Below are 18,197 nucleotides of genomic sequence, written 5' to 3' on the forward strand. Positions count from 1 at the left end.
GGCGTTAGATTGGCTTACACCATTAGAGAAATTTGCTCAGCTTGTTGATTATCATATGGCTTTTGAAACTGTCGCACCTCATGTTTGAATTCGCCAGATATTGGTGAAAAGGTCGATGCTGTTATTCAAGCTGTGGTGAATGAAACGACCATACCTAAAGAAGTATTGATGCGTAAAAAATGGCTCAATGCATTGTATCAGCATGTGGTCTTCCATAATGATGAACAAGATTTACCGGCTTACCTCTTAGGTTGGCGCTATGATTTGTTAACGAAACCATTGATTGATGTTTTACATGCCGATGAAAACTATCTATCGACTCAAATGAAGGTGATGGAATAATCTTTAGCCAGATTGCTTAAAGAATTATCATTTATACAAAATCAAGACCGATGCGTTAATAATCACTAATGTATCCGTCTTTTTTTTGTTGTATGCTTGAGCCAAGTTTAATGAGTACTGTTTCAACTATGCATTGTTCAATTTTCAAATCTAGCAAAAAAGCTGAAATGTATCTTTACATTGCCCGTCCTGAGCCAACTGAAAATGAAGCTGAAGCAGCTAGCCCGCTTGAAATTTTACCTGAAGCGATGCGTGCAGCATTTGGTCGCGTAACTTTTGTCATGAATTTAGAGTTATCTGAAGAGCGCAAATTAGCCCGTGTGAATGTTTTGCATGTGATGGATTCAATTCAAAATAAAGGCTTCTTTATTCAGGTTCCTCCAGAAGGATTAATCAATCCGAATGCAGTTGCACCAGAAGGTTTGCGCGGTGCTTAAAGTCGATTCAGGAGTTGGAGTTCACGATGAATAGTTTTCTTGCACTACTAGATTCAATTCCTGAAGATAGCATTGCTATAACAGTTTATTTGTTAGGAAGTGTCATTATGCTTTGGTCATGGTATGCGATTGCAAAACGCTTGCCTAAACCTTTTGGTGGTATAACGTGGATTATGGGATTCGCGATTTTACTCACCCCGACGGTTTCTGAAGGTAATAATGCTTCCATCGCTCCAGCAATTTTTGGTTTGTTATTTGGTGTTTTGACCAAAGAAAATGCTTTGGTGTGGTCAAATGCATCACTCATTTTATTTGTTGTTGGGCTTGGTTTGGTGGTTGGCTATTTATGGTCCCAATACACAGCCAAAAAAGCAAAATTTGCAGTAAACAAAAATAGTTCACCACTTTAAGTAAAACAATAAGGTTAAATCATGTCTGTTGATACTCAACAATTTGTCGGTACAGATCAGTATATCGCCACTGAAAGTCTAAAATTAGCTGTCAAAGCTGCACGTGCATTGCAAAAACCTCTGCTAGTGAAGGGTGAGCCAGGTACAGGTAAAACATTACTTGCAGAACAAGTGGCACAAAGTCTAGGTTTGAAACTTATGACTTGGCACATTAAATCTACCACTAAAGCGCAGCAAGGTTTGTATGAGTATGATGCGGTTTCGCGTTTGCGCGATAGCCAGTTGGGTGATGACCGTGTGCATGATATTAAAAACTATATTAAACCTGGTAAATTGTGGGAAGCTTTTACCAGTGAAGAACGCTGTGTATTGCTGATTGATGAAATTGATAAAGCAGATATTGAATTCCCAAATGACCTTTTACACGAACTCGATAAAATGTCGTTTTTTGTGTATGAGACAGGGGAAACCATTACTGCGGCTCAACGTCCGATTGTGATTATTACCTCGAATAATGAAAAAGAATTACCCGATGCTTTCTTGCGTCGTTGTTTCTTTCACTATATTGAATTCCCAGATGAAAGCACAATGCGTGAAATTATTGATGTGCATTTTCCTAAAATTTCGGCAACTTTGGTGAATCAAGCTTTACAAGTTTTCTTTAAACTTCGTCAGGTTTCGGGGTTAAAAAAACCACCATCAACTTCTGAATTGATTGATTGGCTAAGTTTGCTGATGGCAGATGATATGCCTGAAGATGTACTGCGTAATCATGATAAATCAAAAGCCATTCCACCTTTATATGGTGCACTAATTAAGAATGAGCAAGATGTACAATTACTAGAGCGCCTCGCTTTCATGTCGCGACGTTAGTGGATGTTTTTATACTTTGACCATAATACTTAAAGCTGCTGATGCAGCTTTTTTTATTTGAAAATATAAGTAATGATATGCGCGATTTAGTGGTTATCTCGAGTTTTATTTTGAGTTAAACATGACAAAAAAGTGTAGTGAATTCAATATTTTGACAAGACCTATATTGCGATTCATGATTTCAAAAATAAAGCTCTTTTTGCCTTTAAGAATTAAACTTTTACAAAAATTAATAATTTTAAAATTGCTATTTAATATTAAAAAGTCATAAATGTTATGAGTTGAAAATTTAAAAAATATTGAAAAAGAAAAATCATTGGCTTTCTAAAATTATACCTATATGTATTTAGCGTATTAATCCTAGAATGAATAACTCCACATAACTCTTGTATTTACCAATAGAGATAATGAGAGGTTGATAAATAATGGAATGGTTGCAAAATGAATTAAAACATAGTCCCGAGATATTGCTTTTTTTATCTCTCGCAATTGGGTTTTGGATAGGGCAGTTTCAGTTTGGAAAGTTTCAGTTTGGCGGTGTAGCTGGCTCTCTTCTTGTCGCAGTTGTCTTAAGTTTATTGGGTGTTCCTGTTGATAATGGTATTAAAGCAATTCTATTTGCACTCTTTATTTATGCCGTAGGTTTTGAAAGTGGTCCTCAGTTCTTTAAATCTTTAGGGCCAGAATCAATCAAAGAAATATTATTGGCTGCCTTTATGGCAGTGTGTGGCTTAATTACTGTTTTGGTCATGGCAAAGATCTTCCATCTAGACAAGGGTCTAGCTGCAGGTTTGGCCGCAGGCGGAATGACACAATCTGCCATTATTGGTACTGCTGGTGATGCATTATCCCGACTTGATTTACCTCTTGAAGAAATTCAGCGCTTGCAAGCCAACGTCGCTATTGGCTATGCAGTTACCTATATTTTTGGTTCGCTAGGGGCGATTATTGTTTGTGTCAATATTCTTCCTCGATTTATGGGACGTGAAATCCGAGATGATGCGATTAAGGCACAATCTGAACGTTTAAAGGGGGCGTTTGAGCTTGCACCTGGACAAGAGCTAGCAATTCCTGAGATTGTTGGGCGAATTTATAAAATTGAACAAGCTAATGGTAAAACTGTATTTGATATTGAAGCCGAAGCAAGCAATATCACTATTGAGCGCTTGAAAAGAAAAGGTCAATTGATGGATGTGACACCTGAAACGGTATTACAGACGGATGATATTGTCTTGGTTGTTGGGCGTCGTGCGGGTGTGGTTGCTATTTCCAGTTATATCGGTGCTGAACTTCAGTCATCGCAAGGCATGGAAATGGTGATGGATACCACAGATGTAATTCTTAAAAATTCCAAATATATTAATCGTAGTTTAGGCGATGTAAAAGCAAATACACCGTTATATTTAAAGCATGGTATTTATGTACTTGGTATTAAACGAGGTGGAGATTCTCTCGTATTAAGCGATGATACTATTCTACTGCAAGGTGATGTCATTACTGTTTATGGTACTCAGAATGACCTGAATCGGCTCATCAAAGAAGGTGGTCAAGCAATACCTGAGAGCTTGAAAACGGATTGGGTTTTCCATGGCGCAGGTTTAGTCGTGGGTTTAATTATCGGTTTATTTGTTATTCGTGTAGGTGGAGTGCCTCTCACATTGGGTGCAGGCGGCGGTGCACTACTTTCAGGGTTGTTATTTGGTTGGTTGCGTAGTCGTAATCAAGTACATGGCAATATGCCTCCAGCCGCATCTCAACTTCTGAAAGACTTAGGTTTGGCTGGATTTGTGGCTGCAGTAGGACTTCAGTCTGGACTACAAGCTATTCAAACAATTAAGGAAAGTGGGTTTTCTCTGTTCATGATTGGTGTTGTAGTCACCTTGGTTCCATTGCTACTTTCCATGCTTTTTGCACGCTATGTTCTGCGTTACGACAACGTTGCTGTTATGGCTGGTGCACTGTCAGGTGCTCGTAGTGCTAATCCAGCATTTGGTGGTGTATTAGATAAAGCCGGAAATTCAATCCCAACCGTTCCCTTTGCAATTACTTATGCATTAGCAAATGTATCTTTGACGTTACTCGGTCCACTCATTGTGGGCTTAGCATAATACTTTTTTAATGAAAATAAACATCAATATGACTTAATACAATGAAGGAGACTTTCCATGGGAAACGTCGATTACTCTAAATATTCAAAATTAAGCCCATTCGAGCTAAAAGATAAATTGATTGAGCTGGCGCAAAGCCGCACTGATCGTATGATGCTTAATGCAGGTCGAGGAAATCCCAATTTTTTAGCCACTGTTCCTCGTCGTGCTTTTTTCCAATTAGGGCTATTTTCTGCGACTGAATCAGAGTTTTCTTTTTCTTATATGCCAGAGGGATTAGGTGGTTTTCCTCGTTCTGAAGGATTACAGTCGCGCTTTGATCATTTTATCTTAGAAAATAGAGATAAACCTGGCGTGGTCTTTTTGGGGAAAGCTATTTCCTATGTTAGAGATCAATTGGGTTTAGATCCTGATGCATTTTTACTTGAAATGGTTGAGGGTGTTTTAGGTTGCAACTACCCAGTACCTGACCGCATGCTTCGTGTTAGTGAAACGATTATAAAAGAATATGTATTGCGAGAAATGGGTGTGCAGGGAATGGCAAAAGAATCCCTTGACCTATTTGCTGTCGAGGGTGGAACAGCTGCAATGGCCTATATTTTTAACTCTTTGAAAGAAAATAAAATCATAGAAAAAGGAGATCGAATTGCGATAGGTACTCCAATTTTTACCCCATATTTAGAAATTCCTAAATTGAATGACTATCAACTTGAAGAGGTGTTAATTCAGGCTGATGCAAATTTAGGATGGCAATATCCTGAATCGGAGCTTCGTAAACTTGAAGATCCTTCGATTAAAGCATTCTTTTTAGTTAATCCAAGTAATCCACCTTCAGTGAAAATGAGTGATGAGGGCTTGGAAATTCTGGCGGATATTGTGAAAAAGCGTCCAGATTTAATTATTCTAACCGATGATGTTTATGGAACTTTTGCTGATAATTTTAAATCCCTTTTCGCAATATGCCCAGACAATACAATTTTAGTTTATTCATTTTCGAAATATTTTGGAGCTACGGGTTGGCGGCTTGGAGTTATTGCTTTATCCAATAATAATATTCTCGACCACAAGATTGCGGCACTTTCAAAGAAAGATAAAAAAGAACTTGAAGAACGCTACTCATCATTGACTACAGAGCCTGCAAATATCAAATTTATTGATCGTTTGGTGGCGGATAGTCGTAATGTAGCCTTAAACCATACCGCAGGACTTTCAACGCCACAACAGGTTCAAATGGTATTGTTTGCTTTATTTAATATGATGGATTCAAGACAAAACTATAAAGAAGCAGTTAAATCTGTCGTGCGTGATCGTGATGCAACCCTATATCGACAATTAGGTGTAGATGTTCCCCAAGATCCTAATGCTGTTGATTATTATACATTGATCAATCTTGAAAATACTTCACGGATACTTTATGGAGATGAATTTGCAGATTGGGTTATAAAAAATAAAAACCCAACAGAATTATTATTCCGGGTTGCAGATGAAACTGGGGTTGTTTTATTGCCAGGTTCTGGTTTTGGTGTATCACATCCTTCAGCTCGTGCTTCCTTGGCGAATTTAAATGAATATCAATATGCTGCAATTGGTAATTCATTACGCAAATTTGCTGAAGAAACTTATCGTGAATATCAACAAGTCACGAAAAAAAAATAGCATTGGGGGAGGCGAAACGTCGTTAACTGAGTTGGCCCTACGAGATGAATATGTTTTGTAGGGCTTTTTTATTTCTAAGTTTTTAATTACAGGGCTGTAGTGCTTTTGTTATTTAATCGTTCTAATCAGTTTTAAAAGACATAGCTTTAGACTTATTTTTTATTGGTCATATTAAATTTAATCAATCTTTAAATTTTTCTGTTTGCAAATAAAACGAACGACCATTCAGGCCATGCTTAAACTTTACTTCATTTTTACAATCAAACATAATAGTACAATGATTTGCATCAACAATTATATGCGATTTATAAAATTTTAGAAGTATAGCAAGGTTGCAGATATTTTAATAACTACCTTGAATTTAAAAGGATTTGTTTACCGATGTTCGTACGATTGTTTTATACCTTAAGAAAATACGGTGTGCCTGTATCAACGCGTGAACTAATCGATTTAAACCATGCCGTAAGTGAAGGTTTGGTTTTTGCGGATCAAGATGAATTCTATCAATTAGCAAAAACGGTTATGGTTAAAGATGAGCGTTTCTTTGACAAGTTCGACCGTGCCATGAAAGATTATTTTGAGGGTATTTCAACTTTTGATTTGGATGATTTACTCAATCAAGTTGATAAATTGCCGAAAGATTGGTTCGATCTTGAACTGCTTGAAAAACATCTCACACCTGAACAGCGCGAAGAGCTTAAAAAAGCTGGCTCACTTGAAGAGCTAATGAAGATGTTGGAAGAACGTCTGCGTGAGCAACACAAGAAGCATCAGGGTGGTAATAAGATGATAGGCACGGGCGGTACATCACCATTTGGTGCTTTTGGTGATCATCCTGAAGGTGTGCGTATTGGTGGGCCGGGTCGTAAGCGCTCAGCGGTTAAAGTGTGGGAACAGCGTAAATATCAGAATCTGGATGATGAGCAGATTTTAGGCACTCGCCAAATGCAAATGGTATTGCGTCGTTTACGTAAATTTGCACGTCAGGGTGCTGCTGAAGAACTGGATATTAACGGCACCATTCGCGAAACAGCAAAGCAGGGCATTTTGGATGTTCAGCTTGTTCCTGAGCGTCGTAACCGAGTAAAAGTTTTAATGTTGTTTGATGTGGGTGGGTCAATGGATTCACACATTGCTCAATGTGAAAAGCTATTTAGTGCTGCAAAAACTGAATTTAAAACCTTGGAATATTTTTATTTCCATAACTGTCTATATGACTATGTTTGGAAGGACAATATTCGCCGTTCTAGTACGCGTATGAACACATGGGATTTGTTGAATACCTATGGTCGTGACTATCGTGTAATAGTCGTAGGGGATGCCAGTATGGCACCCTATGAGCTGACATCGGTTGGTGGTTCGGTTGAATATATGAATGATGAAGCAGGCAATGTTTGGTTACAGCGTTTACGTCAGCATTTTGAAAAAACAGCATGGCTCAATCCTGAACAAGACAGTTATTGGCATTACACGCATACCATTGGCTTAATTAAACAGATTTTTGAAGATCATATGTATCCGATGACCTTAAAGGGTGTAGAGGATATGACTAAATATTTAGCTCGTTAAACGTGTCGAAATGAACACGTTCTTTTAAATGTAAGGGGGGGATAATGAATCATCAAATTAATGGTATTCCATTACCAAACGAAGAGGGTTTCTTTGGACAATATGGTGGTCAATTTATTCCGCCTCATTTAAAAGAAGCAATGGATGAAATTAATCTTGCGTATGAACAAATTCGTCATACGGCTGAATTTAAAAATGAATTAGCTGATTTATTTGCCAATTATGTTGGTCGTCCAAGTCCATTGTTTCATGCAAAACGTTTATCGGACCAATTGGGCGGGGCGCAAATTTATCTTAAACGTGAAGATTTAAACCACACTGGTGCGCACAAAATTAATCACTGTTTAGGTGAAGCTTTACTTGCGAAATATATGGGTAAAAGCAAAGTGATTGCAGAAACAGGTGCTGGTCAACATGGCGTTGCTTTAGCAACAGCGTGTGCACTTGTTGGTATTCCATGTGAAATTCATATGGGGCAAGTAGATATTGAAAAAGAACATCCAAATGTCGTTAAAATGAAAATTTTGGGTGCCAAACTGATTGCTGTAACACGTGGAACCGCCACATTAAAAGATGCTGTAGACAGTGCGTTTGATGAATATCTAAAAGACCCGAAAAATTTTATCTATGCGATTGGTTCAGTGGTGGGGCCACACCCATTTCCAAAAATGGTTCGTGACTTTCAGTCTATTATTGGTGACGAAATTAAAGTTCAAACCAAGGATCGTTTTGGTTCAAACCCAGCTTACATTGTTGCATGCGTAGGTGGTGGTTCAAATGCGATGGGGGCATTCACTGCATTCTTGAATGAACCTGATGTGAAACTTGTAGGGGTTGAGCCTGCTGGTCATGGTTTAGATACCAATATGCATTCAGCAACGTTGACTTTGGGGAAACCAAGTCAGCTGCATGGCATGGCTTGTTATGTACTTGAAGATGAGCAGGGTGAGCCTTTACCTGTACACTCAATTGCATCTGGTTTGGATTACCCCGGTGTTGGGCCACAACATAGTTTCCTTAAAGATTTAGGTCGAGTGGAATATTCAACGGCAACCGACCAAGAATGTTTAGATGCATTTATGACATTGTCACGAGTGGAAGGAATTGTTCCCGCACTAGAGAGTTCTCATGCTGTGGCTTGGGCTATCCGTGAAGCGCCTAAAATGGCGAAAGATGTAAAAATCGTGGTTAACTTATCTGGTCGTGGGGATAAAGATGCTGACTATGTGGCCGAAAAATTAGGCTTAAACTAATCATAAAACCTCCCTAAAGTCGTCTTTTTAACAGAAGGACTTTCTCTTCATTTTTATAAAAAGATGAGTAAAAATCTCCTGTTGTTGAGGGGGATTTAGAAGGGTAAAAAACCTCTCAATTGAGAGGTTTTTTTATCGGCTTTGAAAACTTAACTTGCAATATATTGTTGTAATTGATCAATTAATTTACGTTGGTCTTCCATCACGACTTTGACTAAGTCACCAATTGAGATTAAGCCAATCAGTTTATCGTTTTCAACAACGGGTAGATGACGTAGATGGCGATCTGTCATGAGGTCTAAACAATCTTCAACACTATTCGATTTGGTGACGGTAAGCACTTTCGCAGTCATAATTTCACTGACAGTAGTCTCTTTAGACGTGCGTTCCATGAGTATGACTTTACGTGTGTAATCGCGTTCAGAAAGAATACCCACGACTTTATCTTGATCAGTGACCACGAGTGCACCAATGCCTTTATCTGCCATAAGTGAAATTGCTTCAAGTACAGTCGATTCAGGGCTAATCGTAAAAATGTTTTGTTCAATTTTGTTCTGAATAACTTGTGCTACATTGGTCATTTATAGTCACCCTTTGTTGTTTATTGTTTGACATTAAACTTAGCGCGAAATAAGAAAAATGCAAAGACTTTTCAAGTCAGAAATTTTATTTTACATTTCTCTTTATTTGACTTTAACGACTTAAATATAAAATTAAGCAGGTTTTAAAGCCTCAGAGAAAAAGAAATGACGCATTTGTTGAGTAGTTAGTTTAAATTTTTGGCTTGAAGCGTTACATAGTGCAGGGGTAACGTGTAAACGAGTCAATGTTGGAAGTAGATAGTCTTGGAAATCATTTGGGGTGATTTTGCGGGGAGTGTAATTGGGCCAATGTAGTTGTGCATATTTATGTGCTTGGACACTGTTAAGCCAAAATGGAAAAATGAAATCTTGATGGTCAGACATCATTGCCCAGCCTTGTTCGTGATATAAACCCCAAAGTACGCCACAGTACATCATTGATTTTAAAATGGTAATTTTAAAGAATAAATCTTTAGGAATAAGTTGTAATGAATTAATTTGTTTCATGCTAAAAACGTCTATTGAATTCAGACTCTATTGTAAGAAATTTAGATGAAAGTTCAGTGTAAGCTTTAAGAAACAATGTAAATAAATATGTATTTAAAAAGAATAGGGTTTAAAAAACGCCACCTTAGTGACGTTTTATTAGGCTTGCATAGTGGCTAAATTCTGCCAGTATTGTGCTTTGAGTGAGTCTCGTTCTACACGAAAACCTTGATAATAAAGTTCTGCTAAGAACAATGCTGCTTTACCATGCCCAGCACGTGCGACTTCTTCCAACTGTTGAACCGCATCTGAAAAATTCATTTGTGATTGAATAGTGTTTACTGCATCTGCATACACATGTTCTAAGTCTTGGTGAGAGAGTTGATGAATCATATAAAACTCCTTATTGTAATTATGATTGCTAAAAGACAGTTCAATTTGTCTTTATATTAATTTAACTTAGCTTTGTTAAAGTAATATTACAATAAACTTGAATTGTCAAATAATATATGTGGGTTGTAGTTATAAAAACAAGTTTACATGATTAAACAATCTACAAAATGAATTTTTATTAATATACATATACTGGAAGTTGTAAATATATAAGGAGAAGAACATGACAAAAACATTTGATGGTTTGACTTTTGATTTGCCTCCAACAAGTTCTCAAATTGTTGAGCTGGCTCATCAACATCGAAAAAATTTAGATGAAGCTATTTTTCATGAAGAAATTCACTTAGGGGACTATTGTTTAGCACAGCGAAAAAGAGTTTATGATTTTACACGCCAATTAGATCCACAACAACGTGAAGACTTTTATAGCGTTTACAATGGTGAGTTAAAGCGTATAGCAGATGATGATGAGCTACATTCCGTAGATTCAGAAAAAGGTCTGAGTGCTTTTGCGATTATGCTTGTATTAGGGATTATTGCTTTGGTTCTTTATTTTGCAGTGATCAGAAATATTGTTGCATAAGCTGATGAGGATTGCTCAATTTCTGTTACAAATGCATTGAAATTGAGCAAATCCGCTTGTACTTCTGAATATAGCCCCCTAAACTATCTTTAGTTCGAGGTAGGCTATGCATATTGCTATACAAAAAATTGTTCAATTTAAATCTAATATAAAGCTTGAATATGTTTATAACGTGCTCATCGTGACAATTATTGCGATTATATTAATGCTTGCTTTAATTGCCCTTCAACGTCCCATCTCACTCACGCAATTTGAAAATGTAATTAAACTTTCATCTCAAGCCAGTTATCCAGACACTCAACAAATGGCATTGTCCCTGATGCAGCAACAACAGGTTCCTTACGGGCAATATTTTAAATTGATGCAGGCGCATCATTTGGAAATGACACAGGCACATCAATTACCTCCTTTGCAGGTGGAGTAATAATTGTTTTAGGCATTTGCTCTATTGATGGTGGTGCAAGTATCGGTGCTTGAGGTGCTAGATTTTGATTGAGTATGATTTCTAATGCTTTTTTATCTAATTTGTCATTCACCACGATAATTGTAAGTCGTTCAGGGTGTAGATGTTTTTGAATCGCATTTTGTACGTCTTGTGCAGTCAGTTTTTCTAATAACCGCGGGTATTCATTTAAATAGTCAGCAGTTTGGTTGTAAAACCCCATTGAGCCTAGTTGAGCATTAATATTGGCATTGCTACTATAATTATTGGGGAAAGCGCGCAACATCCCTGCTTTGGTTTCTTGTAATTGTTTTTGATCAATCGGTTGCTTGACGAAATCGACTAAAGCCCGATGAGCCACCTGTATGCTGTCAAGGAGTTGGTCTTGTTTTGTGGAGTAACTAAGACTAAAAGTTCCGGGGACTTGGCTAAATGAAAATGAACTATAAGCGCCATAAGTATAACCACGTTTGACTCGCAATTCTTTCATTAAAACCGAATTAAAGCCAGTTCCTCCGAACATTTGATTTGCAACTTCTAAAGCTAGACGGTCTGAGTCAAATCGTGTGTTGCCTAAATGCCCCATAATGACATGGGCTTGGCTAGAATTAAAAGCCATATGCCGAATGTCAAAACTAGATTTATCTATGGGTTGAGTGAGCGGTTTTGCTTTTTCCCCTTGTTTTAAATGACTTGTAATACGTTCAGAAAGTTTGAGTGCTTCTTTGGAATTCAGTTGACCTGTAATGGCTATATTCATATTTTGTGCCACTAAAAATTGGTCGCTAAATTGTTTGAGTTCGAGTGGCGTAATTTTACTAATACTGCGCTGCGTTCCCGTAATGGGTTCAGCATAGGGATGTTTTCCATATAAGGCGCGGTAAAATTGAATATTCATCATTCGGCTTGGGTTTTCTTGAACTTGCTTTTGACCCACTTGGGTATTGGTGAGCATTAAATGAATACTGGATTGTTTAAAGGTGGAATGATTTAAAACTTCCAGCAGCATACTTAATGCAGGCTCAAGCTTCTTGGGATCGGATAATACCCGCAGTTTTACAATAAACATATCACGATAAGCTTTCACACTAAATTGAGCACCAACCGCTTCAAAAGCACTGGCAATTTGGTTAGCGGTATATTCCTCGGTGCCTTCATCAAGCAGTTGCGCAGCCATGTTGGCAACACCATATAAGCCAGAGGCGACTTCTTCATCTCGTGCTGAGCCTGCATTGAAGGTCAATTGAATGTCAATGATGGGTAAATTTTGCGATTCGACAAACAATGTTCGAACTTTATAACGATTTTTCAGTTCATGTACATAAGGAGCATGAAATTGAAGTTGCTGATTGTCATTTTTCAAGCTTTGTAAAAGAGGAATTGATTTTAACTCTATCGGATGATCATCGCCTAGGTTATTTAAATTTACGTTATTTAAATCCACATCAGCAATAACGGATTGAGCGCAAATAAAGGAACTGAGTAAGATAAAAAGTCGCAGCTTAAACATATGAAATTCCATTATTGAGCTTTATTTTCAGGTGAAACAGGAGAAAGATATAAGGTGCTGAGGTTGTCACGGACAAAATAAATATTCGCAACGCGTTGAATATCTTGTGGGGTTACTGTTTCAAAATGTTTAGGCAGTTCATCCATTAAACGGAAACTTAAACCATTGATTTCTAAGTTGCCAATCATTTTGGTTTGACCTGCAATATCATCTTGGCTATAAACTAAATTAGAGACGAATTTAGCAGTCACACGTTCAACTTCTTCAGTTTGAATAAGTTCCGTCTTTAATAAATCAATTTCATGTTGAATGGCTTTTTCTGCATCTTGTAAACTCACACCTTCGGTGGGTAATGCAGAAATACTCAATAAGCTATCTCCTCGATTATAAGGATCGTAAGAAACACTAATCGCACTCAGAACTTTTTTGTCCCTGACTAGTCGATCTTGTAGCCGAGAGGAAATACCACTATCTAATACATTTTTAATAATGGTGAGCGCATAAGCATCTTGTGGATTCTTTGCTGTGACCAGTGAGCGGACATTCCATGCCATATATAAATTCGGTACTTGTACAGGTAAATTGACTTCCATGTGGCGGTAACCGACACGATCAAACTCGAAGACATCATTGCGTGGAGGGGTTTTTCTAGCCGGAATATCACCGAAATACTTTTGGACTTGAAGTAAGGTACTTTCTGAATCAACATCACCGACAATAATCAAAATGGCATTATTGGGCGTATACCAATCGCGATACCATTTTTTGACATCTTCAAGCTGAATATTCTGAAGATTTTTCATATAGCCAATCACGGGTTGTCGATAGTGACTGGTTGGATAGCTGATCCATTTGAATCGTTCAAAAGCCAACGATCTTGGATTGTCATCGGTGCGTAAACGACGTTCTTCCATCACCACTTTAATTTCAGGCTCAAAATCTTGCTGACGTAACAGCAAATTACTCATACGGTCAGATTCAAGTTCTAAAGCCATGGATAAATAGGTTTTAGGGTAAAGCTGGTAATAATTGGTGTAGTTGGTAAAGGTTGAAGCATTGACACTGCCACCATAAATACGACTTAAGCGAGTGAACTCATCATTTGGAACTTTATTGGTGCCTTTAAACATCATGTGTTCAAGAACATGAGAAATGCCAAGTAAGTTCCCCGATTCATCACTACTTCCAACGCCATACCAGATTTGAGTCATGACCATTGGGGAGCGATGGTCTTCACGAATAATCACCTTTAAACCATTTTTAAGGGTCGTTTCAAATGTAGTACGTGCTAATGTGCTACGTGTTTCAGCATGCCCTAAGCTGCTTTGTATTGTGAGTAATGCAAAGCACATGGCTAAAAAATGCTTTTTAAAAAAAGACAGCTTTGGAAAAGGTGGTACGTAACTTTTGAGCACAATATTGACCAAAGTGATTAATTGTATTTAGGATTATTTTTAAGAAATTTCGATTTCAAAGCAAGGCGAAGTTGTTCGTTTTTGGTGTGCTCAATGTCTACTGGGGATTGCAGAGAAAATCTATGCTAGAATCCTTGTTTTTTAACGCAATGCTTTTCAAGGATTCGGCATGCAACAGCAATCTAATGGGCAAAATAAATTTTTGATTGATGCTGATATCGGGGATGACGATGTCACTTTACCGAATTTACCTGCGGTAAATGTACCTATTGTTGAAACTCAAAAAGAAGAGACAACTATTTCTGCGCCTGTAGCCACAGAAACAGTGCAAGAAGATACTTCTGGTGGCTTTTTTAGTCGTATGAAAGTGGGTTTAACCAAAACCCGTAAAAATCTTGCTGATGGGATGGTGAATATCCTCATTGGTGGTAAAGAAATCGATGATGAACTGCTTGAAGAAGTTGAAGAGCAATTATTGGTTGCAGATATTGGTGTAGATGCGACGAAAACCATTATTGCTAATTTAACGGAACGTACTGCACGTGGTGATTTAATCTATTCACATTCATTGTATAAAGCTTTACAAGAAGAATTGGTGGCTTTACTTGCACCACGCGTAAAAGCTTTACATATTGACCCAAATAAAAGCCCATTTGTGATTTTGGTGGTGGGTGTCAATGGCGTGGGTAAAACCACCACCATTGGTAAATTGGCTAAACGCTTACAAGGCGAAGGTAAAAAAGTCATGTTAGCGGCTGGAGACACATTCCGTGCTGCCGCAACTGAACAGCTTCAAATTTGGGGCGAGCGCAATAATATTGCAGTAGTTTCACAAGGTCATGGTGCCGACAGTGCTTCAGTGATTTTTGATGCTTTTGAAAGTGCGCGTGCAAAAGGGATTGACGTATTAATTGCAGATACTGCTGGTCGTTTGCATAATAAAAGCCACTTGATGCAAGAACTGACCAAAGTAAAACGCGTCATGCAAAAAATTGATGCAACAGCGCCACATGAAATTATGTTGGTGGTTGATGCAGGTACAGGTCAGAATGCAATTAATCAAGTTGAAATGTTTGATGAGGCGGTGGGTTTAACAGGGCTGACCATTACTAAACTGGATGGTACTGCCAAAGGTGGTGTGCTCTTTAATATTGCAAGCCGTACTCATGTCCCTATTCGTTTTATTGGTGTGGGTGAGAAAATTGATGATTTACGCCCATTCTCAGCAAAATCTTTTGTTGCAGCACTATTCGAAACAGAAAAGTAAAAATGCTTAATGTTTCACACAAACTCCGCTAAATGCGGAGTTTGTTGTTTTTGAATTTATTGTTTGCGTTAAAAAGCAACATATAAAAATAACTTATGCAAAGAAGTCTCTTATATATGATTAGAATATAAGGAATCAAAAGCTTTAGTATCTGTATTGGGGAGTACTACTGTGGCATTATTAGAAAAAATTGGGCATGTTCTCACCTCTGATATCACCAAAGACTTTAAACTGAAAAAAAAAGTTGCTGAAGAAATACATGAACTAACTTTTGTTGATCATTTGAAAAAACGTCGTAGCATTCATGTGCTGGGGAAAAAAGTTCATTTTAGCCAAGCATACTTGGCAGAACTGATTCAAGAGGCGGTACGAAGTTGCCCTTCTGCTTTAAATTCTCAAAGTTCAAGAATCGTGGTGTTGTTTGGTGATTCTCATGCAAAGTTTTGGGAAATTGTTAAAGAGGTACAACGTAAAATAATTGCTGTACATGTTTTTGCTGGTACAGAAATGAAAATTGATCAATATGCAGCAGGTTTTGGTACGGTTCTTTTTTATGAGGATCAGCGCACCATTCAACAATTACAAAAGCAAATTCCTTTTAATTCAGAATGTTTTCCCATTTGGTCAGAACAAACTTCAGGCATGGCACAATATGCAGTATGGACTGCTTTGGCTGACTCGGGGGTTGGGGCTTGCCTGCAACACTATAATCCAAGTATAGATTCCGCAGTGGCGCAATACTTGAGTATTGAATCGTCATGGTTACTTCGGGCGCAATTGGTTTTTGGTTCAATTGAGCGAGAGGCTGACGAAAAAATTGATCCTCAAGATAGTGATCGTTTTAAAATATTTGTCTAATTGGCAGACATAAAAAAGCACCTTTATGTTAGGTGCTTTTTTATGTCTTTAAATCGACAGGAAAATGAGAAAATAGTGCATAAGATTGTTCTATAAATAAAACACAATGTCACTTTTTTAGTCATGTATTCATTCTAGAATTAACATAAGATAAAACCATCCTAATAATTCTTATCAAAATACCAAGAGGGTTATCCAATGTCATTTTTAGATCAAATGAAGCAACGCCGTACTATTTATGCAATTGGTAATAATGTTGCATTAACACAAGATCAAATAGAAGAAATTATTAAAGATACAGTTCGTCATAGTCCTTCTGCTTTTAATTCACAAACTTCCCGCGTTGTCACTTTATATGGCAAATCACATACAAAATTTTGGGATATCGTGCGTGAAACATTACGTAAAATGGTGCCAGAAGCAGCTTTTGAAAATACCAATGCAAAAATTAATAGTTTTGCCGCAGGTTATGGAACAGCATTATTTTTTGAAGATCAAGACACGGTAAAATCACTGCAAGAACAATTTGCGTTATATGCAGATCATTTTCCAGCATGGTCAGAGCATTCAACAGGCATTGCACAGTTTGCAGTGTGGACAGCATTGGCTGAGCATCACATTGGAGCGTCATTACAGCATTACAATCCAGTAATTGATCATGAAGTTGCAGAGGCTTTTAGTATTCCTGAGAATTGGAAATTACGTGCGCAATTGGTATTTGGTTCTATCGAAGCCGCTGCTGGAGAAAAAACATTTATGGATAATGAAGTACGTTTTAAAAAATTCGACTAAATTATTCTTCATTCAGTTTATACGGAGCGCTTAAATTGCGCTCTTTTTTATGGTTTAAAATAGTAGCTTGATATCTATTAAGATGGAAAGCTTATCTCAACAAATACTTGAGAATGCTGGGTATTAAAAATAGCTTTGTCATAAAATCGTCATTTATACATTGCATAGTGCAATTAAATTTTAATGATGAATAAAGAGAAAGTAGAATGGCTTTAAGATTAACTTTTGCTGTGGCTGCATTGCTAATGAGCGGTACTGTATTTTCAGCGGTAACACTTACAGCACCAGAAGAAATCAAAATCCTTGCTGTGAATGATCAAGAAGTTAATACAGGGCTATTTCGTTCAGCGGATAATCACTATAAAGTCGATGCAGGTGAAATTAGTCTTAGCGTGCGCTACAGCCAATATTTTGAACATCTAAATGGTGAGCATGATATTGTTAAGTCAGGCGTAGTTACATTAAAGACACCACCGCTAAAAGATGGTGAAAATTACCAATTAAAATTAGTGAATACACCAGCAAATTTTGAAGCAGCAAAGAAATATGCTGAACAGCCTGTTGTGGCTTTATTTGATAACAACAACCAAATGCTGATTCAACAAACAGGTGCAAATACAGAATCAAAACCTTGGTTAGCACAGGGTCTTTTTGCAAAAGCAACAGATTTAACTCAGAAGAAAAGAATACCCGTTAACCAACCAGCACCTGTTTATTCACAAACTGGAGCTTCTGTAGCAACTTCTTTGAATTCTAGTGTATTGGCTAACGCTACAAATACAGCAGATCAGCAACTTATCCAGCTTTGGCAAAAGTCGAGTAAAGCTGAACGTCAAAAATTTATGGGGTGGTTGGCTGAACAAGCAAATTGATTCACTCATCATTGAAAATAAAAAACCAGAGGAAGCTGGTTTTTTATTTTTGTTGCAATTAATCGATGAAAAAAGCCGAAAAAAGATTTTAAAAGTGCTAAAAATAGTATTTTAGTTTAAAAAACAAACAACCGATTGTGTTTTTGATGTTTTTTGATAAATAAGGGTTGCGCAAGATAATAAACTGTATAGAATACGCAGCATCCCGACGAGATAGCCGGAAACAAACGAAGCACGAGGTGCTGAGTTGTTAACGAATATCAAGTTGAGCGACTTAATTACTGACGAAGTATTAAGAAGATCATTAAGAGATTATGAAGAACAACTTGTGTGGATTTTTACTGGTTGAT

Annotated in this window: 18 protein-coding genes and 1 pseudogene; 14 read left to right on the top strand and 5 right to left on the bottom strand. The window is 37.4% G+C overall.

Annotated elements, in window-relative coordinates; all coding sequences use genetic code 11:
- Nucleotides 1–87 precede the first annotated feature (87 nt).
- The 8 genes and pseudogenes from BLV99_RS16695 to trpB all read left to right on the top strand — a co-directional run.
- Nucleotides 88–342: pseudogene (locus BLV99_RS16695) on the top strand (ribonuclease D); the annotation flags it as partial.
- 128 nt (nt 343–470) lie between these two features.
- Complete coding sequence (locus BLV99_RS16700) at nt 471–779, top strand: YcgL domain-containing protein (RefSeq protein ID WP_092692728.1); 309 nt, start codon at nt 471–473, stop codon at nt 777–779.
- A gap of 26 nt (nt 780–805) precedes the next feature.
- Nucleotides 806–1,189 carry a hypothetical protein gene (locus BLV99_RS16705; protein WP_092692700.1) on the top strand — a complete coding sequence of 128 codons (384 nt, stop codon included), beginning with the start codon at nt 806–808 and terminating at the stop codon, nt 1,187–1,189.
- Between the two features lie 21 nt (nt 1,190–1,210).
- On the top strand, nt 1,211–2,062 hold the full coding sequence (locus tag BLV99_RS16710) for an AAA family ATPase (protein WP_086185745.1): 852 nt from the start codon (nt 1,211–1,213) through the stop codon (nt 2,060–2,062).
- Between the two features lie 422 nt (nt 2,063–2,484).
- Nucleotides 2,485–4,170, top strand: a complete 1,686-nt coding sequence (aspT, locus tag BLV99_RS16715; RefSeq protein ID WP_092692703.1) for an aspartate-alanine antiporter — start codon at nt 2,485–2,487, stop codon at nt 4,168–4,170.
- 57 nt (nt 4,171–4,227) lie between these two features.
- Nucleotides 4,228–5,826 carry a bifunctional aspartate transaminase/aspartate 4-decarboxylase gene (locus BLV99_RS16720; protein WP_092692706.1) on the top strand — a complete coding sequence of 533 codons (1,599 nt, stop codon included), beginning with the start codon at nt 4,228–4,230 and terminating at the stop codon, nt 5,824–5,826.
- Nucleotides 5,827–6,207: 381 nt separating this feature from the next.
- Nucleotides 6,208–7,395 carry a vWA domain-containing protein gene (locus BLV99_RS16725; protein ID WP_092692709.1) on the top strand — a complete coding sequence of 396 codons (1,188 nt, stop codon included), beginning with the start codon at nt 6,208–6,210 and terminating at the stop codon, nt 7,393–7,395.
- A 44-nt stretch (nt 7,396–7,439) separates the two neighbouring features.
- Nucleotides 7,440–8,648 (top strand): tryptophan synthase subunit beta, encoded by a 1,209-nt coding sequence (trpB, locus tag BLV99_RS16730; protein WP_092692712.1) that lies wholly within the window; start codon nt 7,440–7,442, stop codon nt 8,646–8,648.
- A 149-nt stretch (nt 8,649–8,797) separates the two neighbouring features.
- Here the strand turns inward: trpB and BLV99_RS16735 are convergent, their stop codons facing one another.
- From BLV99_RS16735 to BLV99_RS16745, 3 genes are all read right to left on the bottom strand, one after another.
- Nucleotides 8,798–9,229 (bottom strand): CBS domain-containing protein, encoded by a 432-nt coding sequence (locus BLV99_RS16735; RefSeq protein WP_086185750.1) that lies wholly within the window; start codon nt 9,227–9,229, stop codon nt 8,798–8,800.
- Nucleotides 9,230–9,361: 132 nt separating this feature from the next.
- Complete coding sequence (locus BLV99_RS16740) at nt 9,362–9,736, bottom strand: DUF2750 domain-containing protein (protein WP_092692715.1); 375 nt, start codon at nt 9,734–9,736, stop codon at nt 9,362–9,364.
- Between the two features lie 138 nt (nt 9,737–9,874).
- Entirely contained in the window at nt 9,875–10,108 is a 234-nt protein-coding gene (locus tag BLV99_RS16745; RefSeq protein WP_004651856.1) for an SEL1-like repeat protein, read from the bottom strand.
- Between the two features lie 223 nt (nt 10,109–10,331).
- Between BLV99_RS16745 and BLV99_RS16750 the strand changes: the two genes are divergently transcribed.
- Both BLV99_RS16750 and BLV99_RS16755 read left to right on the top strand, forming a co-directional pair.
- Nucleotides 10,332–10,691, top strand: a complete 360-nt coding sequence (locus BLV99_RS16750) for a hypothetical protein (RefSeq protein WP_092692718.1) — start codon at nt 10,332–10,334, stop codon at nt 10,689–10,691.
- Between the two features lie 106 nt (nt 10,692–10,797).
- Nucleotides 10,798–11,115, top strand: coding sequence for a hypothetical protein (locus tag BLV99_RS16755; RefSeq protein ID WP_086185753.1), 318 nt, complete (start codon nt 10,798–10,800; stop codon nt 11,113–11,115).
- On the opposite strand, the gene BLV99_RS16760 is transcribed toward BLV99_RS16755, so the two are convergent.
- Together BLV99_RS16760 and BLV99_RS16765 are read right to left on the bottom strand one after the other, a co-directional pair.
- Complete coding sequence (locus BLV99_RS16760; RefSeq protein ID WP_092692731.1) at nt 11,045–12,643, bottom strand: M16 family metallopeptidase; 1,599 nt, start codon at nt 12,641–12,643, stop codon at nt 11,045–11,047. The two genes, BLV99_RS16755 and BLV99_RS16760, sit on opposite strands and share 71 nt — an antisense overlap.
- Before the next feature lie 11 nt (nt 12,644–12,654).
- Nucleotides 12,655–13,995: a M16 family metallopeptidase gene (locus BLV99_RS16765; protein ID WP_092692733.1), complete on the bottom strand. Its 1,341-nt coding sequence runs from the start codon at nt 13,993–13,995 to the stop codon at nt 12,655–12,657.
- A gap of 232 nt (nt 13,996–14,227) precedes the next feature.
- On the opposite strand from BLV99_RS16765, the gene ftsY reads away from it, so the two are divergent.
- From ftsY to BLV99_RS16785, 4 genes are all read left to right on the top strand, one after another.
- Nucleotides 14,228–15,325, top strand: coding sequence for a signal recognition particle-docking protein FtsY (gene ftsY, locus BLV99_RS16770; protein WP_086185755.1), 1,098 nt, complete (start codon nt 14,228–14,230; stop codon nt 15,323–15,325).
- 171 nt (nt 15,326–15,496) lie between these two features.
- Nucleotides 15,497–16,183, top strand: coding sequence for a nitroreductase family protein (locus BLV99_RS16775; protein WP_092692721.1), 687 nt, complete (start codon nt 15,497–15,499; stop codon nt 16,181–16,183).
- 198 nt (nt 16,184–16,381) lie between these two features.
- Entirely contained in the window at nt 16,382–16,975 is a 594-nt protein-coding gene (locus BLV99_RS16780; protein WP_092692723.1) for a nitroreductase family protein, read from the top strand.
- Between the two features lie 206 nt (nt 16,976–17,181).
- Entirely contained in the window at nt 17,182–17,847 is a 666-nt protein-coding gene (locus BLV99_RS16785; protein ID WP_092692726.1) for a DUF2057 family protein, read from the top strand.
- Nucleotides 17,848–18,197 lie beyond the last annotated feature (350 nt).

Origin of the sequence: Acinetobacter kyonggiensis (assembly GCF_900107285.1) — a bacterium.
Taxonomy (GTDB): Bacteria; Pseudomonadota; Gammaproteobacteria; order Pseudomonadales; family Moraxellaceae; genus Acinetobacter; species Acinetobacter kyonggiensis.